The organism is Streptomyces typhae, from assembly GCF_009755605.1.
GTDB lineage: Bacteria > Actinomycetota > Actinomycetes > Streptomycetales > Streptomycetaceae > Streptomyces > Streptomyces typhae.
On sequence record NZ_WPNZ01000001.1, the window covers coordinates 807,398 to 833,574 of the forward strand.

At 73.2% G+C, this 26,177-nt stretch carries 29 protein-coding genes; 21 read left to right on the top strand and 8 right to left on the bottom strand.

Annotation, left to right across the window (positions count from 1 at the left end; all coding sequences use genetic code 11):
- The first annotated feature begins 48 nt into the window (after window positions 1-48).
- Window positions 49-1,233: a lipase family protein gene (locus tag GPA10_RS03555; RefSeq protein ID WP_157164068.1), complete on the top strand. Its 1,185-nt coding sequence runs from the start codon at window positions 49-51 to the stop codon at window positions 1,231-1,233.
- A gap of 339 nt (window positions 1,234-1,572) precedes the next feature.
- Here the strand turns inward: GPA10_RS03555 and GPA10_RS03560 are convergent, their stop codons facing one another.
- Window positions 1,573-2,322 carry a chromosomal replication initiator protein DnaA gene (locus GPA10_RS03560; RefSeq protein ID WP_157164069.1) on the bottom strand — a complete coding sequence of 250 codons (750 nt, stop codon included), beginning with the start codon at window positions 2,320-2,322 and terminating at the stop codon, window positions 1,573-1,575.
- A gap of 28 nt (window positions 2,323-2,350) precedes the next feature.
- Window positions 2,351-2,824 carry a helix-turn-helix domain-containing protein gene (locus GPA10_RS03565; RefSeq protein WP_058848009.1) on the bottom strand — a complete coding sequence of 158 codons (474 nt, stop codon included), beginning with the start codon at window positions 2,822-2,824 and terminating at the stop codon, window positions 2,351-2,353.
- A 249-nt stretch (window positions 2,825-3,073) separates the two neighbouring features.
- Here GPA10_RS03565 and GPA10_RS43585 point away from each other — a divergent pair, with 249 nt between their 5' ends.
- Genes GPA10_RS43585 through GPA10_RS03580 form a run of 3 tightly spaced genes read left to right on the top strand, consistent with a single transcriptional unit; the run spans window position 3,074 to window position 4,163 of the window.
- Window positions 3,074-3,361, top strand: a complete 288-nt coding sequence (locus GPA10_RS43585; protein WP_198351490.1) for a WhiB family transcriptional regulator — start codon at window positions 3,074-3,076, stop codon at window positions 3,359-3,361.
- Window positions 3,358-3,969, top strand: coding sequence for a hypothetical protein (locus tag GPA10_RS03575; protein WP_157164070.1), 612 nt, complete (start codon window positions 3,358-3,360; stop codon window positions 3,967-3,969). The genes GPA10_RS43585 and GPA10_RS03575 overlap by 4 nt, the downstream gene beginning before the upstream one ends.
- Complete coding sequence (locus GPA10_RS03580) at window positions 3,966-4,163, top strand: MerR family transcriptional regulator (protein WP_058848007.1); 198 nt, start codon at window positions 3,966-3,968, stop codon at window positions 4,161-4,163. Before GPA10_RS03575 ends, GPA10_RS03580 begins: the two co-directional genes overlap by 4 nt.
- Before the next feature lie 105 nt (window positions 4,164-4,268).
- Here the strand turns inward: GPA10_RS03580 and GPA10_RS03585 are convergent, their stop codons facing one another.
- Window positions 4,269-4,805 carry a hypothetical protein gene (locus GPA10_RS03585; RefSeq protein ID WP_246258648.1) on the bottom strand — a complete coding sequence of 179 codons (537 nt, stop codon included), beginning with the start codon at window positions 4,803-4,805 and terminating at the stop codon, window positions 4,269-4,271.
- Between the two features lie 161 nt (window positions 4,806-4,966).
- On the opposite strand from GPA10_RS03585, the gene GPA10_RS03590 reads away from it, so the two are divergent.
- The 5 genes from GPA10_RS03590 (at window position 4,967) to GPA10_RS03610 (ending at window position 8,328) form a co-directional block, all read left to right on the top strand.
- Window positions 4,967-6,139: a helix-turn-helix domain-containing protein gene (locus GPA10_RS03590; RefSeq protein WP_157164071.1), complete on the top strand. Its 1,173-nt coding sequence runs from the start codon at window positions 4,967-4,969 to the stop codon at window positions 6,137-6,139.
- Between the two features lie 183 nt (window positions 6,140-6,322).
- A complete protein-coding gene (locus GPA10_RS03595; RefSeq protein WP_343040256.1) occupies window positions 6,323-6,724 on the top strand; it encodes a hypothetical protein in 402 nt (133 codons plus the stop codon).
- Window positions 6,725-6,856: 132 nt separating this feature from the next.
- Window positions 6,857-7,492, top strand: a complete 636-nt coding sequence (locus tag GPA10_RS03600) for a phage tail tube protein (RefSeq protein WP_157164072.1) — start codon at window positions 6,857-6,859, stop codon at window positions 7,490-7,492.
- Window positions 7,493-7,642: 150 nt separating this feature from the next.
- On the top strand, window positions 7,643-7,933 hold the full coding sequence (locus GPA10_RS03605; protein ID WP_157164073.1) for a hypothetical protein: 291 nt from the start codon (window positions 7,643-7,645) through the stop codon (window positions 7,931-7,933).
- 116 nt (window positions 7,934-8,049) lie between these two features.
- Complete coding sequence (locus GPA10_RS03610) at window positions 8,050-8,328, top strand: hypothetical protein (RefSeq protein ID WP_425505653.1); 279 nt, start codon at window positions 8,050-8,052, stop codon at window positions 8,326-8,328.
- 46 nt (window positions 8,329-8,374) lie between these two features.
- Here the strand turns inward: GPA10_RS03610 and GPA10_RS03615 are convergent, their stop codons facing one another.
- Window positions 8,375-8,776, bottom strand: coding sequence for a DUF3592 domain-containing protein (locus tag GPA10_RS03615; protein WP_157164074.1), 402 nt, complete (start codon window positions 8,774-8,776; stop codon window positions 8,375-8,377).
- Window positions 8,777-8,867: 91 nt separating this feature from the next.
- On the opposite strand from GPA10_RS03615, the gene GPA10_RS03620 reads away from it, so the two are divergent.
- The 8 genes from GPA10_RS03620 to GPA10_RS03655 all read left to right on the top strand — a co-directional run bounded on the left by GPA10_RS03620 (window position 8,868) and on the right by GPA10_RS03655 (window position 16,404).
- On the top strand, window positions 8,868-9,446 hold the full coding sequence (locus GPA10_RS03620; RefSeq protein WP_157164075.1) for a hypothetical protein: 579 nt from the start codon (window positions 8,868-8,870) through the stop codon (window positions 9,444-9,446).
- Between the two features lie 111 nt (window positions 9,447-9,557).
- Complete coding sequence (locus tag GPA10_RS03625; RefSeq protein WP_246258652.1) at window positions 9,558-10,712, top strand: hypothetical protein; 1,155 nt, start codon at window positions 9,558-9,560, stop codon at window positions 10,710-10,712.
- Window positions 10,713-10,873: 161 nt separating this feature from the next.
- The gene (locus GPA10_RS03630; RefSeq protein WP_157164076.1) at window positions 10,874-12,112 is read left to right on the top strand and encodes a hypothetical protein; all 1,239 of its coding nucleotides are present in this window, start codon (window positions 10,874-10,876) and stop codon (window positions 12,110-12,112) included.
- A complete protein-coding gene (locus GPA10_RS03635) occupies window positions 12,099-14,351 on the top strand; it encodes a hypothetical protein (protein WP_157164077.1) in 2,253 nt (750 codons plus the stop codon). The genes GPA10_RS03630 and GPA10_RS03635 overlap by 14 nt, the downstream gene beginning before the upstream one ends.
- Before the next feature lie 245 nt (window positions 14,352-14,596).
- Window positions 14,597-14,800, top strand: a complete 204-nt coding sequence (locus tag GPA10_RS03640; protein ID WP_157164078.1) for a hypothetical protein — start codon at window positions 14,597-14,599, stop codon at window positions 14,798-14,800.
- Window positions 14,797-15,666, top strand: a complete 870-nt coding sequence (locus tag GPA10_RS03645; RefSeq protein WP_157164079.1) for a peptidoglycan-binding protein — start codon at window positions 14,797-14,799, stop codon at window positions 15,664-15,666. The genes GPA10_RS03640 and GPA10_RS03645 overlap by 4 nt, the downstream gene beginning before the upstream one ends.
- A 10-nt stretch (window positions 15,667-15,676) precedes the next feature.
- Complete coding sequence (locus GPA10_RS42175; RefSeq protein WP_246258654.1) at window positions 15,677-16,153, top strand: hypothetical protein; 477 nt, start codon at window positions 15,677-15,679, stop codon at window positions 16,151-16,153.
- Window positions 16,150-16,404 carry a hypothetical protein gene (locus GPA10_RS03655; protein ID WP_058847995.1) on the top strand — a complete coding sequence of 85 codons (255 nt, stop codon included), beginning with the start codon at window positions 16,150-16,152 and terminating at the stop codon, window positions 16,402-16,404. The genes GPA10_RS42175 and GPA10_RS03655 overlap by 4 nt, the downstream gene beginning before the upstream one ends.
- A gap of 33 nt (window positions 16,405-16,437) precedes the next feature.
- On the opposite strand, the gene GPA10_RS03660 is transcribed toward GPA10_RS03655, so the two are convergent.
- Window positions 16,438-17,919: an MFS transporter gene (locus GPA10_RS03660; RefSeq protein WP_246258657.1), complete on the bottom strand. Its 1,482-nt coding sequence runs from the start codon at window positions 17,917-17,919 to the stop codon at window positions 16,438-16,440.
- 151 nt (window positions 17,920-18,070) lie between these two features.
- Between GPA10_RS03660 and GPA10_RS03665 the strand changes: the two genes are divergently transcribed.
- Window positions 18,071-19,024, top strand: coding sequence for a helix-turn-helix transcriptional regulator (locus tag GPA10_RS03665; RefSeq protein ID WP_157164080.1), 954 nt, complete (start codon window positions 18,071-18,073; stop codon window positions 19,022-19,024).
- 81 nt (window positions 19,025-19,105) lie between these two features.
- Here the strand turns inward: GPA10_RS03665 and GPA10_RS03670 are convergent, their stop codons facing one another.
- On the bottom strand, window positions 19,106-20,674 hold the full coding sequence (locus GPA10_RS03670) for an alpha/beta hydrolase (protein WP_157164265.1): 1,569 nt from the start codon (window positions 20,672-20,674) through the stop codon (window positions 19,106-19,108).
- 311 nt (window positions 20,675-20,985) lie between these two features.
- Here GPA10_RS03670 and GPA10_RS03675 point away from each other — a divergent pair, with 311 nt between their 5' ends.
- Window positions 20,986-22,323 (top strand): 3-oxoacyl-ACP reductase, encoded by a 1,338-nt coding sequence (locus tag GPA10_RS03675; protein WP_157164081.1) that lies wholly within the window; start codon window positions 20,986-20,988, stop codon window positions 22,321-22,323.
- A 188-nt stretch (window positions 22,324-22,511) separates the two neighbouring features.
- Complete coding sequence (locus GPA10_RS03680) at window positions 22,512-23,462, top strand: MaoC/PaaZ C-terminal domain-containing protein (protein WP_157164082.1); 951 nt, start codon at window positions 22,512-22,514, stop codon at window positions 23,460-23,462.
- A gap of 30 nt (window positions 23,463-23,492) precedes the next feature.
- On the opposite strand, the gene GPA10_RS03685 is transcribed toward GPA10_RS03680, so the two are convergent.
- Window positions 23,493-24,110, bottom strand: a complete 618-nt coding sequence (locus tag GPA10_RS03685) for a TetR/AcrR family transcriptional regulator (protein WP_157164266.1) — start codon at window positions 24,108-24,110, stop codon at window positions 23,493-23,495.
- 404 nt (window positions 24,111-24,514) lie between these two features.
- Here GPA10_RS03685 and GPA10_RS03690 point away from each other — a divergent pair, with 404 nt between their 5' ends.
- Window positions 24,515-24,760 (top strand): chaplin, encoded by a 246-nt coding sequence (locus tag GPA10_RS03690; RefSeq protein ID WP_157164083.1) that lies wholly within the window; start codon window positions 24,515-24,517, stop codon window positions 24,758-24,760.
- A gap of 87 nt (window positions 24,761-24,847) precedes the next feature.
- Here GPA10_RS03690 and GPA10_RS03695 read toward each other — a convergent pair whose 3' ends face one another.
- On the bottom strand, window positions 24,848-26,176 hold the full coding sequence (locus GPA10_RS03695) for a dicarboxylate/amino acid:cation symporter (RefSeq protein ID WP_058847989.1): 1,329 nt from the start codon (window positions 26,174-26,176) through the stop codon (window positions 24,848-24,850).
- Window position 26,177 lies beyond the last annotated feature (1 nt).

Here is a 26,177-nt window from a genome sequence, read left to right on the forward strand (position 1 = left end):
CTCCGTCCCTCTGTTTCTCCATCCCCCACGAACCGTTGGGAGAGCCCCATGCACGTACGCACGAGCTTCAGAGCAGTCCTTGCCCTGGTCGCCGCCGCGGGCCTGTCGGCCGCGACCCTCACGACCGTCGCGCACGCCGACGACCCGGCGCGCGCCGACGACACCGTGGCCGCCGCCGCGCCCGGCGACATCGTCAGCTCCGAGCCGAGCGCCTTCCACCCGCTGCCGGGCCAGCCCACCCACACCAAGGCCTGGAAGGTCCACTACCGCTCCACCACGGCGAAGGGCACCCCGAACACGGTCTCCGGTACCGTCATCGTCCCCCAGGACGGCCGCACGGGACCGCGCCCGCTGATCACCTACGCCGTGGGCACGGTCGGCGTCGGCGACCACTGCGCGCCGAGCGCCGGCTTCCCCCGGGGCACCACGGTGGAGGCCAACCTCATCCAGCAGCTCACCCTGCGCGGCTGGGCGGTCGCCGTGACCGACTACGAGGGTCTCGGCACCCCCGGCGACCACACGTACACGGTGGGCAGGGCCGCGGGGCACGCGGTCCTCGACGCCGCCCGCGCCGCGATCCGGCTGCCCGGCACGGGACTCTCGAAGGACTCGCCGGTCGGCATCATGGGTTACTCGCAGGGCGGCCAGGCCACGTCCTGGGCCGCGGAGCTGCACGGCTCGTACGCCCCCGACCTCAAGGTGAAGGGCACGGCGACCGGCGGGGTGCCCGGCGACCTGATGAAGGTGGCGGACTTCAACGACGGCGGCTACGGCTCGGGGCTCGTCTTCATGGCGGCGATCGGCCAGAACGCGGCGTTCCCCGAGCTGCGCCTCGATTCCTATCTGAACTCCGCGGGCCGGAGCCTGATCGGCGCGCTGCGCAACAGCTGCGTCGCGGACGGATCGGTGCTCGGCTCCTTCAAGAAGATCCGCGACATGACGACGAGGAACCCCCTCGAACAGCCCGACTGGCAGCAGCGCCTGCGCGATTCCCGGGTCGGCACGCGCGCTCCCGACGCGCCGGTGTACCTCTACCACGCGCTGGCCGACGAGCTCATCCCGTACGGGATCGGCCGCCAGGTCCGCACGGACTGGTGCGCGCGGGGCGCGAACGTGGAGTGGCACACCGTCCCGCTCGGTGAGCATGTGAGCGGTGTCGTCACGCAGTCACCGCTGGCCGCGCGGTGGCTGGCGGAGCGGTTCTCCGGCAAGCCGGTGCGCGGGAACTGCTAGCGCCGAGACGCTCTGCCGCGCTGCCGGGCTCGGACGCTTCTTGCCGGGGTGCGGATCCTTCCCGGGGTGCGGCTTCTTCCCGGGTGCGGCTTATTCCCGGGTGCGGCTTCTTCCCGGGGTGCGGCTTCTTCCCGGGTGCGGCTTCTTCCCGGGGTGCGGCTTCTTCCCGGGTGCGGCTTCTTCCCGGGGTGCGGCTTATTCCCGGGTGCGGCTTCTTCCCGGGGTGCGGCTTCTTCCCGGGTGCGGCTTCTTCCCGGGGTGCGGCTTCTTCCCGGGTGCGGCTTCTTCCCGGGGTGCCGTCCGGCTCCGGCTCTTCCGGTGCCGCCGGGTCCCGGTCGTTCAGGTGCCGCCCGATTCCGGGAAGCGCAGCACACGGGCCGGGCGCGATCGGGACGGCCCGTGCTCGGGTTCCTCCGGTAGGCCGCGTGCGCGGCTTGCCGGGGGGTCGGGGGGGCTTCCGGGGGTGGGGCGGCCTGTTTCGGGGCGCTCGGCGCTGGGGCTCTCGGTGCCGGGGTGGCCGGTGCCGGGGTGGCCGGTGCCGGGGCTCTCGGTGTCGGGGTGGCCGGTGCCGCGGGTGGGGGCTTGGTCGGGGGTGCGGGTGGCCGGGTGGGGGCGGTGGTCGCTGCGGTCGTTGCAGCCGCTGCGGTCGCCGCGGTCGCCGCGCTCGCGCTCGGGGTCGGGGCCTGGGCCTGGGCGGCTGGTCCCGGAGGCGGGGCGGGAGCCCGGGGTGCCGGGGGCGGGTCGGACGCCGGGGTCCTGTTGCCAGGCCTCGTGGGCCTCTCGGGAACCTCGGACCTCACGGATCGCCCGATCGCCCCGGGAAGCTCGAACCTCGCGGACCTTGCCAACCCCGCGGGCCTCCTGAGCCTCCCGAGCGCCTCGGGCCCCTCGGGCCCCTCGGGCCTCCCGAGCCTGCTCCTGCCACCCCGCGCGGAACCACCGCATGCGATCCCGCTCCAGTTCCTCGTCGGTGACGACACGTACGTGCTCCGCGCCGACCTCGCACACCCTGCGGGCGAGTTCGGCCAGCAACTCCGCGACGAGCCGCTGGCCGGACTCCTGCGGGTGACCGCCCCCCACGTTCCCCATCTGCCGTACCACCCTGCCCTTCCCCCGCTCAGCGTCCGAGGGCGTCCGCCCCCGGCGTTCCGCCGCGCTCCGGCAGAAACTGCCGTGCCACGTTCACGAACAACTCCCGCAGTTCCACGGGCACTTCCATGCGCCGCGCCGCCTCCTCCGGCGTCATGCGGCCGGTCGGCTCCGCGCCGCCGACGCGCCGGTTCCCCGGCAGCGGCAGGTCCTCCTCGGTGAGCCGCCCCGAGCGGATCAGCATGTCCCGCAGCGGCACCCCGAGGACTCCGGCCAGGCGCCGCATCGTCTCCAGGTCCGGCATGCTCTGCCGCTGAAGGAGACGGCTGACCGCCGCCCGGTGCACCCCGGCGTCGTCGGCGAGCTTCGACTTGCCGCCGCCGCGCGGGTTGTCGATGTCGTAGCCCCGCCGGCGCATCAGGCCCTCGATCCACCCGGCGAAGGCGTCAAGGCCGCCGTCGCCGTGGTCGCCGCGGGCGCTCTCCCCCAGGCTCGAACGCATATGCCCCCACTCCCCTCGTCGCGAGGGCAGCGTACCGAGCGCGCGCGCACTCAAGCGTGTGCGCGCCCGCACGCATTGGTGGAGGTTCTGTCAACGCGCCCACGGCGCACCACCTTTCGGGCCTCTTGCGCCACCAGCGACTCCCCTCCCCCGCCCTCAAAGCCGCTTGCGTGCGCACTCGCATCATGCGACTCTGAGGGCTCGTTCGCCATACTCGAACATATGTTCCCACCTGTGGAGGGGTTACACATGCCTGCTGCCACTACTCCTGCATTACCGTCGCTGACCTGGAAAAAAGCCCCGCAGGGCGATCCTGCGGACCCTGCGGACTGGCGCACGGCCGCCGCCTGCGCGGACCTTCCCCACCACTCCGTGTTCACCAAGAACCCCGCCAAGGCCGAAGCGGTGTTGCGAGCCTGCAATCAGTGCCCCATCCGCAGGGAGTGCGAGGCGGTCGTCGACCCCGCGCACACCTGGTTCGACGGAGTCAGCGGCGGACGTCTGTGGCGCAACGGAAAGGTCGTGAGCACGGGATGACGCATCGGCAGCAGAACAATGACCCCAACGGGCATGCCCCCGACGGACCCACCGGTCCCGCCGCCTGGCTCGGCGCGCTCACGCGCCACTTCCCCGAACTCCTCGTGGAACTCGCCCCGGGCCCCGGGCCCGGCGGTCTGCGCGAACGTCCGGGCGCCACGGTCCGCGGCACGACCGCGCCCGTACGACTGTACGTCTCGGACGCCATCCGGGACATCACCGACGGCGTGGTGGAACTGGAGGCGGCGATCCGGGACCGGCTCGGCCTGCAACGCCTGGCCGCCGCGCCCGTCCCCGTACGACTGCGGCGCATCGCCGGACTGCTCGACCGCGTGCGGGAGCATCCGGACCTGGCCGCCCACACCGAGGAGGAGCTGCGCCGCATGGCGCGCCGCTGCGCACGGGCCCTCGGCGATCCCGAACAGCTCGTCCGGATCGCGGGCCGCTGCCCGGCCTGCGACTCGGTGTCCCTGCGGGCGTTCCCGGAGCGGGCGGTGGTGCGGTGCGTGAATCCGGTGTGCGGGCACGTACTGGAAGGCGCGGAGGAAAACGGCCTGGAGGGCGCGGAGGGGAACGGCCCGAAGGGCGCGGAGGAGGATGGCGCATGAGCGCGCAGACGACAGCCAGGACGCTGATCACCGGGGAACTCGCGGCCGCCGAGGTGGCCGTGTCCCCCGCGACCATCCGCAAGTGGGTGCAGCTCGGGCACCTGACGGCGGCGGGGCGACAGGGGCGTCGCCATCTGTACCGGCTGGAGGATGTGTTCGCGGCGGAGCGGGCGGTGCACGGGCGGGCTGCCTGAGCCGTGGGCGGGGCACCTGGGCCCCGCCGTCCCCGGGGGCACGTCACGTGCCCCCGGGGGTCCGGTACAGGTCGGTCGCCCGCTGGTCGAGGTCGGCGGTCGTGCTCATGGCTGTACCGCGTCGAGCGTCTCGGCCGTCGACAGGAGCGCGGCGAGGCGGATGGGGTCGCACAGGTGCCCAGGATGCTCGGGCCGCACGGCCCAGAACGTGACGGGCGAGACCTGGGAACCGATGCGCGGGACGCCCAGGTAGGTGCCTGCGCCGAGCCGGCCGACGGACTCCTCCCACGGTGCGCAGGGGGTGCACAGGGCGTACGGGGCGACGAGTGCGTAGTAGCAGCCGCTGCCGTCGCCGGTGCGAACATCGCGGACGACCGGGCCGTGAAGCCAGTCCCGCAGAGCCGCGCCCACGGTGGCGGGCTCGTCGCTGCCGACCGCCGTGTGGACGAGGCGGCCGGGGACACGGAGGGCGTCGAAGCGTACGCCGAGCGGTAGCAGGGCGACGCCGTGCTCCGCCCATCCGGCCAAGGCCTGCCCCGGCGCGGGATGGCTGCCCGCGAACCACTCGACGAGGGCACGGTCCGGCGCCCGCTCCGCTCCGCTGCTTCCCGGGCCCGGACGGGCGCCCGTACTCTCGGCCATGTCGACTCCCTTGTCAGTTGGCCACGCCCCGGGCCGCGCACGCGGTCGCCGGGGCCACCACCGCTGTCGAAGTCCCTTCGCCGGTACGGGTGGAGGAGCCTGCAAGGGGCCAGTCAGGGGCCGGTCGCGCGGGTAGCGTGATGATGAAGGAGGCCCCTTGCATGGACGACGGGACAACCGCACGGAGCGAGTTCGGCATGCGTCTGGCCGCACTGCGCAAACAGGCACGGCTCTCGCAGTCCCAGCTCGCCGAGCGGCTGTGCGCGACCACCGGAACGACCACGCTGACCCGTAACGAGGTCTCGCGCTGGGAGCGCGGGCAGCGGCTGCCGGATGCCTGGCTGGCGTCACTGGCTGCCGTGCTCGCCGTTCCGCTTGCCGAGTTGGAACGGGCCGTCGACCGGGCGCGCGGCACCGCGCCCGCGGACGACTACGACGACAGCCCGCACGCGGAAGTCCAGCGTCTCGCGAGCTGGCTCCTGCATCACGACCAGGCCTTCGGCGGGGACCATGTGGCGGACGCGGCGTCCCAGCTCTGGCGTGCCGAAGTGGCGAGGATCCAGGGTGAGGACACGCACCGGCTCAGCGTCGCCTCCGAACTCGCCGAGATCACAGGCTGGCTCCTGTTCGACGCCGACCGGCAGTCCGAGGCCCGCGCCGCCTTCATGGAATCCCTGCACCTCGCGCGACTGGCGGGGAACCGGAGCATGGAGTGGTTCGCCCTCGACCTCCTGGCGATGCACGGCATCGAGAACCGGCGGATCGGTGAAGTACTGGCCATCTGCGACGAGCTGACGAGCCGCCCGGTGCCGCCGCGCATCGCGCTCCTGGCCGACATCCGCAGGTCCCGCGCTCTCGCACTCGCCGGGGACCGGCCCCGTGCCACTGCGGCCATCGAGCGGGCTCGCAGCGCGCTTGACGAGTCCCTGCACCCCAAGGACCCGCGATGGGCGTGGTGGGTTGACGATGAGGAGATCAGCGGGCAGGAGGGTGAAGTCTTCCTGGCGTTGGCCGATCCGTCGCGAGCGATTCCGCACCTCGTACGGACCAGCGACTTGGTGAGCGAGATCAACGCGACCGGGCGGGGCGCCTTCTTCTACCGGACAGCCGAACTGACGGCGCTGACCGCGGCCCACGCCTGGCAGGACGCGGAAGCCACCCTCCTGCACCTGCCTCCGATCCTCGCCACGGTGTCCTCCACCCGTACACGGGCCCGGCTGTGTCGCACACTGCGGGCCGTCGAGCTGGGCGGCCCGGCCTGGTTGGCGGACACGGCTCGTGACATGGCGGCCGGCCGGGAGCGCCTGTGCCCGGTCGGCCGGGCGCAGGCGTGAAGGAGAGTCGGCGCTCTGCGCAGGCGCCCCATCCACCCCGCCCGCCAACCGAGTTGCGGCCCGCGCCCCCCTCGCTCACACTTGAAGCAGCGGCAGAGCTGCGCCCCCGACCCGGGGCCGCGGACCTGCCGCTTTCTGCTGCCCCCGTATCTGCCCCCGTATCTCTGTGAAGGGAGCATCCATGTGAGCGTCCTGACCTTTCCCGACGCGGAACGGCTGGTCGTCGACTTCCTCAAGAACCGTCCTGAGCTGACGGGTACGACGGTCGACAACCGTCCGCCCGCCGGGTTCGACGGCACCCAGAAGGCCGTCCTCGTCTCCCGCGTCGGCGGCGCGTTCCTCGACGACCAGCACCTGGACCAGCCGCTGCTCGACCTGGAGGTGTACGGCCCCGACAAGACCACGGCGCACGGCGTGGCCCTCGCGGCCCGCGCCTGCGTCCTGGAGCTGGCCGGCACCTCGTACGGCACGGCGGTCGTCACCGACGTGGCGGAGGAGGACGGTCCGCGCTGGCTGCCGGACTATCTCCGGCCGCAGGGCAACCGGTATCTGGCGACGGTCCGGTTGCGGCTGCGCCTGGCCTGAGCGCCCACGCGCGCCACGCGCCACCCCCTTGTGCTTGTGCCCCAGCCGCACACACAACCAGGCCCCGTCCATCCACCGGCGGGGCCTTCTTCCTGCCCGTAACACCCCCACTCACTCATCCGAGGAGTTCGCATGCCCGCAACCCCGAACAACGGCGGTCAGATCCGTGTCGCCGGAACCGGTCGTGTCCTGATCGCCCCGGTCTCCTTCGTCCCCTCCGGTGCCACCGACCCGTCCCCCGTGCCGACCCCGCGGACGACGGCCGACACCTGGCCGGAGACCCACTGGCAGGACCTGGGTTACACCACGACCGACGGGATCAAGTTCAACAAGAAGGAGAAGATCGACCCGGTCGAGACCTGGCAGTCGGGCACCCCGGCCCGCTTCATCTACTCCGACCGCGACCTCACCGTGAAGTTCCAGCTGCTCCAGATGAACAAGCAGACGCTGGCGTTCTTCATGGGCATCCCGGCGGCGGAGATCAAGCAGACCAAGGACGGGTCCGTCCCGCCGAAGGACGTCGCCGACACCTTCGAGTTCCAGCTGCCGAGCAACCCGGCGAAGGACGAGCGGGCCCTCGGCATCGAGTTCAAGGACGGCTCGGACATCACGTACCGCTTCATCATCCCGCGCGGCCAGGTCACCGAGACCGAGGAGCTGGGTCTGACCCGGACCGGGGCGCTGAAGCTCGGCGTGACGTTCACGGCCCTGGAGGGCCCGAACGGCGAGCTGGCAAAGTGGATCATGAAGGACAAGGCGTACGCGTAGGCCTCCGGCCCGGGTGGGGCGGCATCCAGCCGACCCCGGCTGCCGCCCCACCCGGGCGCCCCGCCCTACCCGGGCACTCTGCCCCACCCGGGCGCCCGCGCCTGTCCCGCGCCTCGTCCTCCCCCCCCGCTCCCGACACCTGGAGACCGTATGACCGCCTTCAACGTCAACGCCGCCCGCGCCCAGCGCCTCGAAGCGCTCGGCCGGGCCTGGTCCTTCGAGCTCGACGGCGACACCTTCGAACTGCCCACGGAGCTGACCCGCGCCGCCGCGCGCCAGCTCCGCGCCCTGGACGACAACGACGTCGACGGGCTTCTCGAACTCCTCCTAGGCGAGCGGCAGTTCGCGCGCTTCGCGCGGCACGAGACGACGATGCAGGACATCGCCGCGATCCTCGACGCCTACGGCAAGGAGACGGGGCTCGGCCTGGGGGAAGACTGAGCCTCGGCGAGCTCGTCGACGAACACGCCGAGGCACTTGAGGCGGATCTGCTCCGCCACTACGCCGTCGACCTCCTGGACTGGTACCGGGGCGGGCTCTCGTCGCGGCGGCTCGCGGTGCTCGTCCGTCAGCTGCCCGACGACAGCGCCCTGCACCGCGAGTTGCACGGTGAGGCGGCGCGGTGGACGGTGACGGACTACCTGCTGGCGCACGCGGTGGACCGCCTCGCGGAGGCCAACTGGATGTTCGCGATGGTCAACAGGGACGAGGACGCGGAGCCGCTGGAGCCGCCGGAGCCGCTGCCCCGGCCGGACGCCGACTCCACCCCGGCGGCGGAACCGGATGCGGCCCCCCGCGCGCCCGGTCCCGGCGACCTCGCCACGTTCTTCGGGTAGCGACCCGGACACCCCGCGCGGCAGCCGCACCACCGGCCGAGCATTCCTACCAGCCCCACACCGCTCCGGCGACGGCCGCCGCCACGAGAAAAGCGCAGCCGATGACGAGGAGAATGCGGTCGCCGAAAAGCGTCGGGCGGCGCGCGACGGAATCCGCCGCCCTGATCGCGTTCACATTCGCGGGGTCGTAGACGATATCGAGTCGATCGCCGACCTGAAGGGACCGGAATGCGTCGGTGAGAACCAGCGAGGTGGAATGCGCGGCGCCATTCTCCATCTCGAAGTTGAGGATCACCGAAGTGGGCCGTGATTGACCCGGGCGGAACACCCGCTCCTCGACGACTGCGACGGCCGGGCGCCCCAGGTTCCGCAGCCTCCGGTCATTTCGCTGGACGACCGCACCCATCACCGTGAACAAGACGCCGATAAACGCGAACGCATACGGCAAATCCCCCGCCCCCTCCGTGACTTGACGCAGTATCGCACGGCCCCTACAGCGTGGCAACGACCGGACTCACCGGCACTGACAAGGGTTACCGATGTCGAAGAAGGATCCAGAGACAGAGCGCATCGACCGTGAATTGAAGGCGATACGCGAGGAATCGAAGACCGCGGACACCAGGCTCACGGAGCTCGAAGACAAGACCGTCAAACTCGGCCATGAACTGACGCCCGTGAAGGCGGAGGGCACCGGCCTGGTGTCGGACTGGAAAGTGTTCGCCCTTGAGATCGTCGCGGCGAAGGTCGCCTGGGACGTCCTCAAGGCGGAGCTGCCGCCCTTCATCAAACTCAACGAGGAGGCGCTCCTCGAAAGGCACCGGCTGAAGTACAAGGACATCGGCGGCGGCCTCTTCCAGCGGCTCACCCGTGACCGGCCCGCCCCGACCGCGCCGACGACCGACCCGGCCACCCCGCCGGCCTCACCGTCCCGGAGCACGACGCCGAATCCGGCGCAACCGTCGCGCACCACGACGACGACCCCGCCGGCCCGCCGCACGACCGCGCTCCCCAGCACCTCCGACACGCGCGCGGCCGTGACCAACGCCCGCCGCGTCACGGACGAGCAGAACCGTCTCACCAGGGCGACGAATGACACCCGACGGTCCCTCGACGGCTGACGGCGGCCCGGCCACGGGTGCGTTCCTCCTGGACGCGGGTGCACTCCCCCGACACCCGGGTGCGTTCCCCCTGCACACGGGCGCTTTTCCCTACACAATCGAGGTGAACTCATGAGTCTCAAGCGGGCCGTGCTCAACGTGTCCGGAAGTCTGCGCGGACTGCGGTCGAACCTGGCCTCGGTCGGCACGGGAATGGGCGCCGTGCAGCGCGGCGCGACGAGTGCGCAGCGGCCGCTGGCGGCCCTGCGGACGGACGCGACCCGGGCGGGCACCGCCCTGGGGAAGATCCGCGGCGCGGCGAGCAGCGCCAACCCCGCCCTCGGGACACTGCGCACGAACGCAGACCGGGCGCAGACCGCGCTCGGCAAGCTGCGCACCGGCGCCGACCGCGGCGAGAACTCCGTGCGCAAGCTGGGCACCGGGCTGCGCAGCGCGGACGGCTCCCTCGGCAAGGCGCGGGGCGGCACGGACCGGCTGAAGTCGTCCCTGGACCGGCTGCGCGGCTCCGCCGACCGGACGAAGAACGCCCTGCGGGACGTGAAGCGGCAGTCCGACGCTGTCGAGAAGTCCGTCGGCAGGGCGGGCAAGAACGCCGACCGGGGCGGGAGGTCCATGGGCCAGCTCGGCAGGGGCCTCAAGGGCGCCTCGGCCGCGCAGAAGGGCCTCAACCTGGCGATGCGGGCCAACCCGCTGGGCCTGGTGATGACGCTCCTCACCCCGCTCATCGCGCAGTTCGTGAACATGGACAAGGTCGCCAAGGTCGTCCGCCGCGGCCTCACCGCCGCCTGGAACGGCATCCGCAGCGCCTCCTCGTCCGCGTCGCGCTTCCTGAAGCCCCTGTTCAAGGGCGTGGTGAACGCCTTCAGTTCGCCCGTCGTCGCCCTGGTGAAGGGCCTCAACATCCTCATCGGCGCCATGAACCGGATCAAGTTCAAGGTGCCGGGCTGGGTGCCGGGGCTCGGCGGCAAGGGGTTCGGGTTCGACCTGCCGCGGATTCCGGTGCCGCACCTCGCCGAGGGGGGTGTGGTGCGGGCCCGTTCCGGCGGCACGCTCGCCCTGGTCGCGGAGCGCGGCGAGCACGAGGCCGTGATCCCGCTGAGCAAGCTGGAGCGGATGTTCGCCGCCAAGCCCGCCGGGGGCGCCGCGCTGCAACGCCTTGCCGCCGCCGTGGAGCGGCTCGCCGAGCGCCCCGTGCACGTCGACGTCGACAGCCAGACCATCGCCCGCGCCGTGAGCTACGGGCAGCGCCAGTTGGCCCGCAGGTAGCGGGCGGGCCCGCAGGTGGCAGCCGGGCCCCGGGCGTCCGACATGCGGACGCCCGTCGCCCACACCCCGGGGCCGCCCGGGACGACGAGCGGGCCCGGACCCCTCGCAGAGCAACGAGCAAGACCCCGTACAGGACAACGAGCAAGGAGGTACGGCCCGTCATGCCACGGAATCTATGGATCGGACACCCCGGCAGGCTGCGCGAGATCGAGCAGGCCGCGACGAGTTGGGAGCGCGGGGCGGAACTCGGCGTCGGCCAGTTCACCTCGCTGGGCGGCCAGGTCACCACCCACGCCCCGCGCCGCGCGGCCCGCAAGCTGAAGCTGAGCTTCGACCGGCTGCCCGAGGCCGACGCCGCCCACCTGGACCGCCTGGCGCGCCGCGTCGACGGACCCGGGCCCATCGCCGTACTCGACCCCGTCACCCGCAATCTGCTCGACCCGCTTCAGGCCTCGGGCCGGAGCGGCGGCGGGAGCGGGCAGTGGGCCGTCGCGGCGGGCAGCGGCACCCTGGTGCCGAGCACGACCGACCTGCCCAACACCTGGAAGTGGCGGCCCGCGGCAGTCGGCGACCGCCTCGCCTGGACGCTGCGCCCCTGGCCCGGCTTCCCGGTGGCGCCCGGCGCCACCGTGCGGTTCACCCTGCCGACGGCCTGGCGGGTGACCCCGGGCACGGCGGAGCTCGGCTGGCTGGCCGCCGACGGCAGGACGCTCTCGACCACGAGTGCCACCGGTCCGACGGTGACCGGCACCGCCCCGCCGGGCGCCGCCTTCGTCGTTCCGGCGGGCAGTGCCGGAGCGTCCGGCGGGGACCTCATGCTGAGCGGCGCTGTCCTGACGGCGGACGACGCGTACGCGCCGCGGGCGCCGCGGGAGCTGCTGGCGGCGGCCGCGGCGGCGGGCAAGGCCCCGCTGTCCCAGTGGCAGGCCGACGGGACGACCCTGTCGGAGGATGCCGGGTACGCCGTCCTCGCCCTGCCCGCGAACACCTCGGGGACGTTGCGCTGGCGGAACGGCGACGCCCCCGGCTTCCCCGTCGCACCGGGCGAGCAGGTGGCGCTGACCGTTTCGCGCGAGCTGCGCGCGCGGGCCGCCAACTGCTACCTGACGTGGTTCAGCGCGGCCGGCACCTTCACCGGATTCGCCGACACCTGGATGTCCGCCGCGGCCCCGCCGTCCGCAGCATATGTGCAGCCTGCCCTCCAGTTCGACGCGAACAGCGCCGCGTTCTCGGCCCGTGTCGGCGCCACGGGGCTGCGCGCGGCGTCCCCGGACGCCGATCTGCCCGGCGACGGCTGCCCGCCCATGGCCATCACCGCGTACACCGACACCCCGGGCCGCCCGCTGCCCCACCGCAGCATCTCCCTCGACCTCACGGAGGTGACCGGTGCAACCGGCTGACGACAAGCTGACGGCGGCCCTCGCCGCCGGGTCCCGGGTCACCGCGCACGAGTCCCGCTGCGGCGGCCGCGACCTGACCGACCAGATCCAGAGCTGGTCCCTGGAGCGGTCCTACGCCACCGACCTGCCGGACGCCATGCGGGCGTTCTCCGGCAGCGCCGCCGCCCAGCTCACCCTGGAGACGGGCGGCACCGGCGGTGTCTCCGCGCCCGCGCTCTACTCGCCGTGGGCGAAGCGGGCCACCGGTGACGTGGTGCGGCCCGGCCAGTCGGTCGTGCACCGGGCCGGGCTCGACGCGGGGCTGCTGCCCGCCTTCCGCGGCCGGGTGCGCACGCGCGCTGCGGCCTCCGGCACGGACACCGTCTCGGTGACCGCACTCGACGGCTCGGAGCGGCTCCAGGGACGGGCCGTCCTGCCCCGCCCCGACGTCGGCTTCCGCACCAACCGCCCGGTCGCGACGGCCGCCTGGTGCGTGGACGAACTCATGCGCCAAGCGGGCCTGCACTCCTGCCCGCCGCCGCGCGCCCCCGAGTTCACCACCGTCGACAAACCGCTGTCCGTCTTCTACGCCTCGCTGCACGGCGGCTTCGCCGCCACGTACGGAACGCCCCTGGAGTTCCCCGACGCGAGCGACTACACCTGGATCCGCGAGGGCGCCCCGCACTCGATGGCGCTCAGGCCCGCGGCCACGGGACTCAAGGCCGTGTGGGCGCCGCGCAGCCGCATCATCGTTCCGGGCACGAAGCTGTACGTCGAGGCCTGGGTGAACGTCGCCGAGGCCGCGGGCAACAACTTCGAGATCCGGCTGCAACTGGACCGCAAGGGCTCCGGTCTGGGCTATCTCTCCTGCAAGGTGGACTTCGCCGCCGGCAAGATGAGCGTGTACTCCGGTACGGAGGGCGGCGCGGGCCACGGCCTGGTGTGGACGATCGACGAGCTGCGCGATCCGCTCCTGCGCAGCGTCTGGCACCTCGGCTTCTGGATCGACACGGGCGCGAGCGGCGCGGCGAAGGCCCGCCCGACCGCGCAGGTCGTCGTCACCGACCACTGGGGCCGGCACCTGGTCCGCCCGGTCGGGACGATCACCGAGGCCACCGCCGACCAGACCCCGGCCGAGCTGTACAAGGTCCAGCTCATCACCGACATGGCCACCGAAGCCGTACAGATCACGTCGGACGTCGACGCCATGCCCGCCGACGCGGCCATCGACCAGCAGGGCCAGTGGACCCGCGCCGTCGAACTCGACGACGCCACCCTGCCGCTGGTGTCCATACCCCGGGTGTCCGGGTCGCAGTGGGAGGCGGTCACCGAGATCGCCAAGGCGGCGCTCGCCACCGCCGAGTTCGACGAGCGCGGCATCTTCAAGTGGCGCAACCACCTGCGCTTCCGGAACACCCCGACGAAGGCGGACCTGACCCTCACCACCACCAGGGAGATCTCCTCCCTGACGATCAGCGAGGAGATCGACGCCTGCCGCAACCACGTCGAGATCCCGTACAAGGACTGGTCCAAGGTCGGCACGGTGCAGTCCGACACCCTCGCCGGTTCGGTCGTCACCGTGCCCAAGTCGTCGACGGTCACCAACCACTACGCGATCGCCGAGGAGGAGTACGACATCCTGCCGCCGGTCACGGACGACGACGAAGTGATCATGGAGGAGACGGCCATCCGCTTCAGCAAGTCGAAGTCCTCCGGCAACAAGGCGGAGAAGGGCGCCGTCGAGGTCGAGGCCCGCCGCGTCGGAGGGGTCCTGAGCGTGCGCATGTCCAACCGGCTGACCGTGCCCCTGTACACCTGCCTGGCCAACGGCACCTCCAGCTCGCTGTACCTCAAGACGACCCGTCCCGCCAAGGATCCCGTGGAGCGCCGCGCCACGTCCCGGGACACCGTCAGCCAGGCCCACTACGGCGTCCAGCAGTACATCGCCGAGGCCTCCGAGTGGATCCAGGACAAGGCCGCCGCCGAGTCGCTCGCCACGACGCTGGTGCGGGCGGGCCGGTATCCGGTGCCGCTGATCGGCGACGTGGAGGTCCTCTACGACCCGAGGGTGCAGCTCGGCGACGTCGTCCGCCTGAAGGACAGCAGCGGGGCGGAGCTGGACACCCTGTGCTGGGTCATCGGCATCAAGGCGTCCGGCGGCGCCGGCGGCGCGGTGCAGCAGACGCTGACCCTGCGCGGCACCTCGTACAACGGCGTCCCCGTCGACTCCGGCCTGACCCCGGACCCGCCGGTCGGCTGACCGGTCCGGACCTGCCGGTCGGCTGACCGGTCCCGACCCCCGCCGCGCGGCTGACCGGCCCCGACCTGCCGGCCGGCTGACCGACCCCGACCCGCCGCGCGGCTGACCGACCCCGACCCGCCGGCCGGCTGACCGGTCCCGACCCGCGGGCCCGCTGGCCGACCCCGGCGTCGCCGCCCGTCGGCCCCCTCTCCCCGCCCCTTCCTCTCTCCTCCCATCCTCCGTACGACCGTCAGGAGCACCCCATGCCCGAGACCCCCACCCCCGTCACCCTCACCGAGGACCAGCTCGCCGCCCTGGCGGACGCCGTCGCCGCGCGGCTGTCCGTCTATCTCGTGCGCCGGGACCCGGTGCAGGTGCCCCTCGACGACCCGGTGAGCGAGGTCGGCACCGAGGTCGTCCGCACCGAGGACCCGGAGCCCCCGGCGCCCCTGGGGGCCGCCGCATGAGCACACCCCTCACCGCCGACACCCTCCTCCAAGCCCTCCGCAAGGAACACGTCACCCTCCAAGAACACCCCAACTGGCGCACCCACAACCGCAACCACAAAGGCCCCTGGGGCCCCGTCCACGGCGTGATGCTGCACCACACGGCGGGCACCAACAGCCTCTCCGCCTGCCGGCACGGTCTCCCCGACCTGCCGGGCCCCCTCTGCACCGGCCTGATCACCAAGGACGGGACCCTGCACCTGCTCGGCCACGGCCGTACCAACCACGCGGGGACGGGGTCCGCCGCCGTCCTCGCGGCCGTCCGCGCCGAGCGGGGGCTGCCCGCCCGCCCCGGACCCGACGCCGTCGACGGCAACGCCTGCTTCTACGGCTTCGAGATCGAGAACCTGGGCAACGGCCGCGACCCCTATCCGGCCGCCCAACTCGCCACCGTGGAGCGGCTCTCGGCAGCGCTGTGCCGTGCGCACGGCTGGTCGGCGGCCAGTGTCGTCGCGCACAAGGAGTGGACCCGGCGCAAGATCGACCCCTCGTTCTCGATGGCGGCGATGCGCGGCCGGATCGCCAAGCGGCTCGGGGCCGCGCCCACGGATCCGCCGGGGCGTCCGCGGCCCGACTCCCCGTACGCGGCGTTCCCGGGCGCCGCGTTCTTCGTTCCCGGCCGCCGCAGCGCCCTGATCACCGCCGTCGGGCGCCGCCTCGTCGCCGAGGGCTGCGGGCGCTACGCGGTGGGTCCCGGACCGGTGTGGACCGACGCCGACGTCCGCTCGTACGCGGCTTGGCAGCGCAGGCTCGGCTACGCGGGCGGCGACGCCGACGGCACCCCGGGGCGCGCGAGCTGGGACCGGCTGCGCGTCCCCCGTACCTGAGGAGACCCGCATGAGCCAGCCGTCCCCTGCGGCCGACCCGGCCCGCCGTACCCTGCGCACCGTCGCGCAGACCCTCGTCGCCCTGATCACGGCGCTGCCGCTGCTCGCGGACGAGCCCGCGGTGCGGGCCGTGCCGGGTGTCGCGACGGCGGTCGCCGTGGCCGGTCTGCTCAGCAGGCTGATGGCCGTACCGGCCGTGGACCGGGTGCTGCCGCCGTGGCTGCGGACCGGGGCGGCGGGCTCGCCCGCCGCCCCGGAAACTCCCCGGGCCACCCACGCCGACACGGCCATGCCCACCGTCGAGACCATCAAGAGCACCGGGAGCACCGGGAGCACCGTGACCGCCGAGACCACCGAGAGCACCGAGAGCACCGAGAGCACCGAGACCAGCGGGACCACCAAGACCGACAAGACCGACAAGACCGGCGAGGACACCCCCACCCCCCGCCCCGACACCACCGCACCAACCGAGGAGCCCCGCCCATGACCCACTCCGGCACCGAAGGGATCACGCTGGAACTGGAGCGTCTGCACCGTTCTGTGGACGTCGGCTTCGCCACCACGCGGGGCGATCTGGCCCTGCTCCTGCAACGGGCCGACCAGACCGACAAGGCCATCGGCGACCACGAGGAGCGGCTCGACGCCCTGGAGCGCACCCGCTGGCCCCTGCCGTCGCTGGCCGCCATCACGTCCTGCACGGCTCTCGCCGTGGCCCTGTGGCAGTCGAGCGGACGCTGAGGGAACCGGTCGGAGGCCGCTGACCACCCCGGGTCAGCGGCCTTCCCGGGCACCGGCGGGGGTCGGGCCCGCGCCTACCCCCGGGCGCCGCGGCAGCAGCCACCCCGAAAGCCCCGCCGTCACCAGCAGCGTCACGCCCACCACCACGAGCCCCTGCCGCATCCCGCCCACGGCGAACCCCTCCGCGGTGCCCGTGCCGCCGCCGATCAGGGCGCCGAACAGGGCCACCGACAGCGCCCCGCCCGTCTGGCGCAGGGAGTTGAGGAGACCGGACGCCGTGCCGGCGCGGTGGCCGGGGACGGCGTCCATCAGGAGGGCCGTCAGCGCGGGGACGGCGAGGGCGCCGCCGACACCGGTCGGGGCAAGGAGCAGCAGGACCAGCCACAGGGGCGTGTCCGCGCCGAGGGGCAGCAGGGCGAACATGGCCACGGCCAGGACGAGCTGCCCGGTCACGATCACCGGACGGCGGCCGACGCGCTCCGCCATGCGCGGCGACACCAGGTTCGTCGAGGTGATCAGGACGGCGAGGGGCACGAACATCAGGCCCGTCGCGATGCCCGACATGCCGAGGAGCTGCTGGCAGTACAGACCGAGCAGGAACACCACGCCGTAGAAGCCCGCGTTCACCGCGAACCCGACGGCGAGCGAGACGCCGACCTCGCGCTGCCGCAGCATCGGCAGCGGCACCATGGGCGCGCGGTGGCGCTTCTCGGCGGCGCGGAAGGCGACCGCCGCGAGGACCGCGACCGCCACGGCGGCCAGGACACCCGGGTCCGTCCAGCCCGCGTGTCCGCCCTCGATGACCGCGTACGCGAGCCCGGCGAGGGCGGTGACGGCGGCGATCTGGCCGGGCACGTCCAGCGGGGCCGGGCGGCGCGGGGACGGCGCGGTGCGGGTGAGCAGGGCGAGGATCAGGGCGCCGACGGGCAGGTTCAGGAGGAAGACCGCGCGCCAGCCCACGGTCTCGGTGAGCACTCCGCCGAGCACCGGGCCCGCGGCCATCGCCACCGAACCGCCCACCGTCCACAGCGCGATGGCGCGGGCCCGGCGCCGCGGGTCGTCGTAGGCCTGGCGGATCAGCGCGAGCGACGCGGGCATGACCACGGCGGCGGCAGCGCCCTGCGCCACGCGCGCGGCGATCAGCGTCCCGATGCCCGGCGCGAGCGCGCACGCGAGGGACGCCAGGGCGAACAGACCCGTCCCCCAGGCGTACGCCCGCCGCGCCCCCGCCCGGTCGGCGAGCGCCCCCGCGGAGATCATCAGCGCGGCGAACATCAGGGTGTAGGCGTCGACGACCCACTGGAGCCCCGTCATGCCGCCGTGCAGATCGGCCCGGACGCCGGGCAGCGCGATGTTCACGGCGGACACGTCGACGGTGATGACGGTGAAGCCGAGCAGCGCGGCGACGAGGGCGACGGCCGCGCCGCCCGCCGAAGGGGCCGACGTGGCCGGTGTCACGGGGGCCCGGTCACCGACCGGTGCGGTACGTGACTTCGCGGGGAGGGTGGACGGCATCGGGAGCCCTTCGGGACGTGGTGGTCGTACGGAGCCGACCGGCCCCGTACGGCCACCACGATCCGCCCGCGGAGCCGCGCCCGGCAGACCGCGCTGTTCCTGGCCCTGACACGGCCCCCCACATTCCCCACGCGTCACGGACACTGGAACCATGACGAACGCCATCCCCTTCGAGCACGGTGGGACCGGACGCGGCGGGGCCGGACGCGATGGGACCGGACGCGATGGGGCCGGACGCGGCGGCACCGAGCGCGGCGGCACCGAGCTGGGCCGGTATCTGCGGGCCCGGCGCGCCCAGATCCGTCCCGGGGACGCCGGTCTCCCGGCCGGGACGGGCCTTCGCCGTACGCCGGGCCTTCGCCGCGAGGAGCTGGCGACGCTCGCCGGGGTGAGCGTCGACTACTACACGCGCCTGGAACGCGGCCGCGAGACCAACCCGTCACCGGCCGTGATCGACTCGCTGGCCCGCGCGCTGCGCCTCGGCGGCGACGCCCACGAGCGCCTGCACGACCTCGCCGAGCTCGCCTCGGGACGGCTCACCGAACCGCGTCCGACGACGGAGTTCGAGGTCCGACCCTCCGTCCTGCGGATGCTGGAGGCCCTGCGTCCGCTGCCCGCGTACGTGGTCAGCCCGCACAACTACCTGCTCGCCGCGAACCCCCCTGGCCGACGCCTCATGCCGGGCCTGTGGGACTGGCCGGCGGAGCAGCGCAACATCACCCGCTATCTGTTCCTGCACCCCGTGGGGCAGGAGCTGTACGTGCCGTGGGAGGAGACCGTCGCCACGTCGGTGGCGCATCTGCGCGCGGTCGGCGGCCGGGACCCGGACTCGCCGCAGCTCGCCGCCCTGGTCGGCGAGCTGTGCCTGAAGTCCCCGGACTTCGCCCGCCTCTGGGCCCGGTACGAGGTCTGCGAGCGCGGCGGCGGCGTGAAGACCTTCGCGCACCCGAAGGCGGGCACGATGACCCTCACGTACGAGGTGATGCGCCTCGCCCGTACGGCGGGGCAGCGCCTGGTCACGTACCAGGCGGAGCCGGGCAGCCCGGACGAGGCGGCGATGCTGAGCCTGGACACGGCGGCCCGCTCGGCGGCCCCACAGACGTAGCGCCCGCTTCGCCCCCACAGGCGTGGTGCTCACTCCGCCCCCACAGGCGTGGTGCTCACTCCGCCCCCACAGGCGTGGGGCTCACTCCGCCGCGCACGAACTACCGTTCTTCGGCATCTCCTTGTACAGCAGGAACGCGTCCACCTTGGCCTTCACGCACTTCGAACCGAAGTAGCCGGTGTGCCCGTCGCCCTTGTTGTCCAGGACGACGGCGGACGACCCGAGCCGCTTCGCGGTCTCCTCCGTCCATCGGTACGGCGTGGCGGGGTCGCCGCGCGTGCCGACGAGCAGGAACTTCGGGGTGTCCACGTCGCGTACGTCGTCCCGGATGTAGTCCGTGCCCGCTGGCCGCCCGAAGCACAGGAGCACGGGCGTCAGCATCGACTTTCCGAAGACCGGCGAGGCCTCCTCGAACTCCCGCTGGATGCGGCCGACCTCCCGCTCCACTTCCTTCGCGTCCGGCCGGTCCGGGTCGTCGGCGCAGTTCACGGCCATGAGCGCGGCGTCCGCGTTGTCCTCGGGCACCTCGGCGCGCGCCCCCTGCGGGGCCTCGGGCCGCTCGCCCAGAGCGCCGCCCATCCGCAGCAGGGCGCGCGGGTCGCCGTCCGCGAGCAGCCCGCCCAGCGCCTGCGAGAGGGCGGGCCAGGCCTGCCTGCTGTACAGCGCGGTGCCGAGCACGCTCACGACGTCCTGGCCCGTGAACTCCTGGCCGTCCATGGCCCGCAGAGGGTACGCGTCCAGGTCCTTGACGATCTTCACCATGGTCTCCCGGGCAGCCCGGGAGTCCTCACCGAACACACAGCCCGCGTTCTTCGTGCACCACAGCAGGAAGTTGTCCAGGGCGGTCTGCCGCCCCTCCGCGCCGACGAGGCCCTGCTCCTCCACGTTCTCGGTCAGGGTGTCCACGCCGTCGAGCACCATCCGGCCGACCTTCTTCGGGAACTGCGCCGTGTACACCGCGCCGAGCCGGGTGCCGTAGGAGAAGCCCAGGTAGTTGAGCTTCTTGTCACCGAGCGCCTGCCGCATGACGTCCAGGTCCCGGGACACGTTCACGGTGCCCATGTGCTGGAGGACAGGACCCGACTCCTTGTCGCAGCGCGCCGCAGCCTCGCGCAGCTGCTTCAAGAGCGCCGCCGCGTCCTCCGCGCCGTCCGCGCCCTCGGGGTCCGGCCGTCCGCCGCAGCTCACCGGCTCGCTCAGGCCCACCCCGCGCGGGTCGAAGCCCACGACGTCGTACCCCTTGCCGACATAGCCGAAGTCCTTCTTGGAGCCCGCGAGCCCCGAGACACCGGCACCGCCGGGCCCGCCGAAGTTCACCAGGAGCGACCCCCGCTTGTCGCCGCTCGCCTTCACCTTCATGAGCGCGAGATCGAGGGTGTCGCCGCCGGGGTGCGCGTAGTCCAGCGGCACGGTGACCTTGCCGCAGACGACGTCCTTGTCCTTGGTCACGTCCTCCGGCAGGTTCTGCGCCGCGGGCTCGCAGGCGGCCCACTTGATCTTCTGCCCGTAGAAGCGGCCGAGGTCGGGCTTGCCCGGTGCGGGCGTGGCGGCTGCCGCGGGCAGAGCCGGGAGAGCGAGCGCCAGGCATGTGGCCGTGGCTGTGGCTGTGGCTGCGGTGAGCGCGGATGTGCTGCGCACGGCGACCTCCAAGAGGTGCGGGTCCCCTTCGGCCACCCGGACCTCCGAGAGGCGCGGGTTCCTTTCGGTCACCCGGACCTCCGAGAGGCGCGGGTCCCCTTCGGTCACCCTAGGCGCCCCCGGGCCACCCCGCCCGTTCAGGTCATCACGCTCCGTGACAGAACCCGGGAGGGCCCCCGGCGCTCGCCCCGTGAACGCGCCGGTACGCGCCCTCGCACCCCTCGATCTTCCCCGGCCGCCCTCTCGACCGCCCCCTGACTCCCAAGTAACCTTACTCAGAAGTAAATTCCGTAGGCCGTCAGTACCGAGCCGGGAGCAGGACCATGGCCGACCGCTACGCGACGTTCACCCGTACCGGCCCCGGCCGCTTCCTCACCCGCAGACTCGGCCTGCCCCAGCCGGCCGCCCTGCACCGCTGGTCGCCGGAGCGCCCGGCCATCGAGGGCCCGCTCCTCCTCATGACCGCGGGCGACATCCCGCTCCCCGGCCTGCACGAGAGCCTCACCCGCACCGGCACGCCCCCGCACACCGGCCCCCTCGGCAGCCGCCGTCCCGCCGCCGTGGTCCTGGACGCGACCGGCGTCGCCACGGTCACCGCGCTGGCCGACGTGCACGCCGCGCTGCACCCCGTCGTCCGGTCCATAACCCCCAGCGGGCGCGTGCTCGTCCTCGGCGCGCCCCTCTCCCCCGCCGACCACCACCAGGCCGCCGCCCAGCAGGCCCTGGAGGGGTTCGTGCGCTCCCTCGGCAGGGAGATCGGCCGGGGCAGGACGGTCCAGTTGGTCCGGACGCCCTCGGCGTCCGCCGCCGAGGCGACCCTGCGCTTCCTGCTCTCACCGAAGTCGGCGTACGTGAACGGCCAGGTCATCGACGTCGACGACACCACCGCGGCAGCCGCGGCGGACGCCGGGGCCCCCGCCGCCGCGGACAGCGCCGCGCGGCCGCTCGCGGGCCGCACCGCCCTCGTCACCGGCGCGGCACGCGGCATCGGCACCGCCGTCGCCGAGGTCCTGGCCCGCGACGGCGCGCACGTCGTCGTCCTCGACGTGCCGTCCGCGGCCCAGCATCTGCACCGCGTCGCCGAGCACCTCCAGGGCACGGCGCTGCCCCTGGACATCACCGCGGACGACGCCGGTGAGCGCATCGCCGCGGCACTGCCGGACGGGCTCGGCGTCCTCGTGCACAACGCGGGCATCACCCGTGACCGGCGGTTCGCCAACATGACCGCGGACCGCTGGAGTTCGGTCGTCGAGGTCAACCTCGCGAGCGTGCTGCGCACCACGGACTTCCTGCTGAAGACCGGCACGCTGCGCCGGGGCAGCCGGGTCGTGGCCACGGCGTCCATCGCGGGCCTCGCCGGGAACGCGGGCCAGACGAACTACGCGGCGAGCAAGGCGGGCGTCGTCGGCTTCGTACGCTCCCTGGCGCCGCGGGCCCTCGCCGAGCACGGCGTGACGGTGAACGCCGTCGCGCCCGGCTTCATCGAGACCCGGATGACGGCGGCGGTCCCGCTGTTCCTCCGCGAGGCCGGGCGGCGCATGAACTCCCTCGGGCAGGGCGGGCTTCCCGTGGACGTCGCCGAGGCGACGGCGTGGCTGGCGACCGGCGCCGTCAACGGCCAGGTCCTGCGCGTGTGCGGCCAGAGCCTCCTGGGCGCATAGGCCTCCGGCCGACTCCGGCGCGCTCCTCGTCCCACGCGTTCCCGCACCACCGGACCCACCGCACCACCGGACCCACCGCACAGCCGGGCCCACCGCACCACCGGCCCCACCGCACCACCGGACCCACCGCACAGCGGCGGTTTCGCCCACCCACCCTTTTCCCCGCGCACTGATCGGAAGGGCCCGTAATGACCTCGCTCGCGCTCACCCTGCTCCGGGGAGCTGCCCTGTCCGCGTTCAAGCGGGCCCGGCCCGACGCCCCGCTGCCCGGTGCCGTCACGGCGCGGGTGCGGGCCGACGTGGAGCGGCTCGTCGCGTACGAGCGGCTGTGCGGGTTCGCGGCCGGGCGGGCCGGGGGGACGGGCGGCGGCGACCCGCTGCCCGTGACGTACCCGCACGTCCTCGCGTTCCCCGGCACCATGCGGCTGATGGTGGGCCGCGACTTCCCGCTGCCGCTGCTCGGGCTCGTGCACACGTCCGTGGAGATCGTGCAGCACCACGCCCTGCTGCCCGCCGACGAGCTCGAACTCACCACGTACGCGGAGACGTTGGCCCCGCACCGACGGGGCACCGAGGCGACGGTCGTCACCCGCGCGCGCCTCGACGGCACACCGGTGTGGGAGTCCCGCAGCACCTACCTGTCCAGGCACCGTACGCCGGAGCCCGCCCCCGAGGACGTCCTGCCCGTCCGGGACGGGCAGGACCCGCAGGCGGGGCCCGGTCCCGGCCCGTCCGCGCACGCCCAGTGGCGGCTGACCGGCGACCTCGGACGGCGCTACGCCACCGTGTCCGGCGACCGGAACCCCATCCATCTGCACCCGCTCACCGCCCGCCTCTTCGGCTTCCCCCGCGCCATCGCCCACGGCATGTGGACGTTCGCGCGCTGCGTGGCCGAGCACCAGCGCGAGGCGGGGTCCGCGGCGGACGGCGGGAGCGGCGCCGCGCTCCACGTGAGTGCGGAGTTCAGGGCACCGGTGCTGCTCCCCTGCTCGGTGACGTACGCGGCCGCGGGAGAGGCCTTCGCGCTGCGCGGGCCGACGGGCCGGGTGCATCTGTCCGGCGCGGTGCGCCCTGCCCCGCCGCGGGAGCCGGGCGGGACCCCGCGGACACCGGAGCCGCACCACCTGCCGGGGCGGTGACCGGGACCGCCCTGCCGGGTGGGCGCCCGGCTACCGGGGCGGTGACCAGGGACGCCCCTCCATGAGGTCGCCGAGGCCCGCCCACGCGAAGTTCATCAGGGTCGCCGCGGCCTGGTGCGCGGACACCGTCGTCTCGGTGTTGGCCCAGCCCGCGAGCGACTCGGCCGCGCCCACCAGGGCGTGGGCGAGGCCCGCGACCTCCCGGTCCGGCAGCGAGGGGTCGTGGTGGGCGGCACGGGCGGCCGCGGCGATGAGCGCGGTCACGAAGGTGACGATCTCCTCGCGCATGACGTTGACCTCGGCGGCGAACGGCTCGCCGACGGTACGGGCCTGGCTGTGCAGCACCGCCCAGGCGTCGGGGTGCTCGGCGGTGTGCGCGAAGAACGCACGCAGGCCGTCCCAGAGCTGACGGTCGGCGGGCGCGTCCGGGGTGACGGCGTCGCGGACGGCCTCGACGAGGGCAGCGGACTCCCGCCGGATGCAGGCGGTGAAGAGGTCCTCCTTGGAGTTCAGATACAGATACACGAGCGGCTTGGAGACTCCGGCGAGCTCCGCGATCTCGTCCATGGACGCGGCGCGGTAGCCGCGCTGTCCGAAGGTGCGCACCGCCGCGTCGAGCATCTGCCGCTCCCGCACGGCACGCGGCATCCGTTTCTGCCGCACCACCCTGTCCCCGCCCTTCGCCGCCTGCACCGCCTGCACCGCCTGCTTCGGCTTCGTCGCCTTCTTCGGCTTCGCAGGCTTCGCCGCCTTGACGGGCTTCGCCGCCTTCACGGGCTTCGCGGGCTTCGCCGCCTTCGCAGCCCGCACGGTCTTCACATCCGCCACTCCGGCCCCCGCCTTCCGCACCAACCGTCCACCGGTCAGCGTACGGCGACCTGCGCCCCACCCGTGGGTCACCCGGGGGTCACCGGCGGCCAGGAAACCTCCGCCGCGCAGATCCCCCCGGACGAGCGGGTCCCCTGGGCCGAACAGATCACTGCTGTTTCGCCACGCTCGCACCCCGATGAGGCTCGAAACCGTTCGACGTTCTCTCAGCAGGAGGTAAGCCCATGCGCAAGCGCGCGTTCTTCGCCGCAGCGGCCCTCGCCGCGACCGTCGTCATCGGCGGTGCCGGCGCCGCGGCAGCGGACCCCGACCCGGACGCCGTCGCCGGTGTCGCGAACTCCCCCGGTGTGATCTCCGGCAACGCGGTGCAGCTCCCGATCGACGTCGGCGCCAACGTCTGCGGCACCACCCTCGACATCCTCGGGGCTCTCAACCCGGCGACCGGCAACCAGTGCAAGAACGACCAGTGACCGCAACGACGGCTCCCCGGCGCACCGCATGAGAACGGCCCCTCCGCGAGAACGCGGAGGGGCCGTCGGGCCGTTCGAGAGGGACGATCAGGCGGCGGCGGGCGCCACACCCGGCTCGTCCACCGGCGACGCCGTGGCGTTGTCGTACGCCTCGCGGTCGAGGATGTTCTCCCGCGCGGCCACGATCAGCGGCGCGACGACCTGCCCGGCCACGTTGGTGGCGGTGCGCATCATGTCGAGGACCGGGTCGATGGCGAGCAGCAGGCCGACGCCCTCCATGGGCAGGCCGAGCGTGGAGAGGGTCAGGGTCAGCATGACCGTCGCACCGGTCAGACCGGCCGTGGCGGCGGAGCCGACGACCGAGACGAACGCGATGAGCACGTACTCCTTGACGCCCATGTTCACGTCGAAGATCTGCGCGACGAAGATCGCGGCGATCGCCGGGTAGATCGCGGCGCAGCCGTCCATCTTGGTGGTGGCGCCGAACGGCACCGCGAAGGAGGTGTACTCCTTCGGCACGCCGAGGCGCTCGGTGACCTTCTGGGTGAGCGGCATCGTGCCCACCGAGGAGCGCGAGACGAACGCGAGCTGGATGGCCGGCCAGGCGCCCTTGAAGAACTGCCAGGGGTTGACCTTGGCGACGGTGGCGAGCAGCAGCGGGTAGACGCCGAAGAGCACCAGGGCGCAGCCGATGTAGATGTCGGCGGTGAACGTCGCGTACTTGCTGATCAGGTTCCAGCCGTAGTCGGCGATGGCGAAGCCGATGAGGCCGACGGTGCCGATCGGGGACAGCTTGATGACCCACCACAGGGCCTTCTGCAGCAGCGCGAGGACGGCCTCGCTGAGGTCGAGGATCGGCTTGGCCTTCTCGTCGCCGATCTTCAGTACGGCGACGCCGGCGACGGCGGCCATGAAGACGATCTGGAGGACGTTCAGCTCGGTGAAGGGCGTGACGACGTCGGTCGGGATGATCCCGGTGAGGAAGTCGATCCAGGAGCCCTCGTGCTCGGGCTTCGAGCCGTCCTTCGGGGTGAGTCCCGTGCCGGAGCCCGGGTTGGTGACCAGGCCGATGACCAGGCCGATCGCGACCGCGATCAGCGAGGTGATCATGAACCAGAGCAGCGTGCGGGTCGCGAGCCGGGCGGCGTTGTTGACCTTCCGCAGGTTGGTGATCGAGATCAGGATGGCGAAGAACACCAGCGGGGCCACGGCCAGCTTCAGCAGGCCGATGAAGGTGTCACCGACCTTGGAGAGGGTGGTGACCAGCCAGCCGATGTCCTGGCTGCGGGCGAGCCAGCCGAGCAGCACGCCGAGGACCAGACCGCCGAGGATCTGGGCCCAGAAGGGGATCTTGAGGAACTTGGGTATCCGGAACCCGGACTTGGGCTCGGTGGGGGACGCGGAATTCGCGGACACG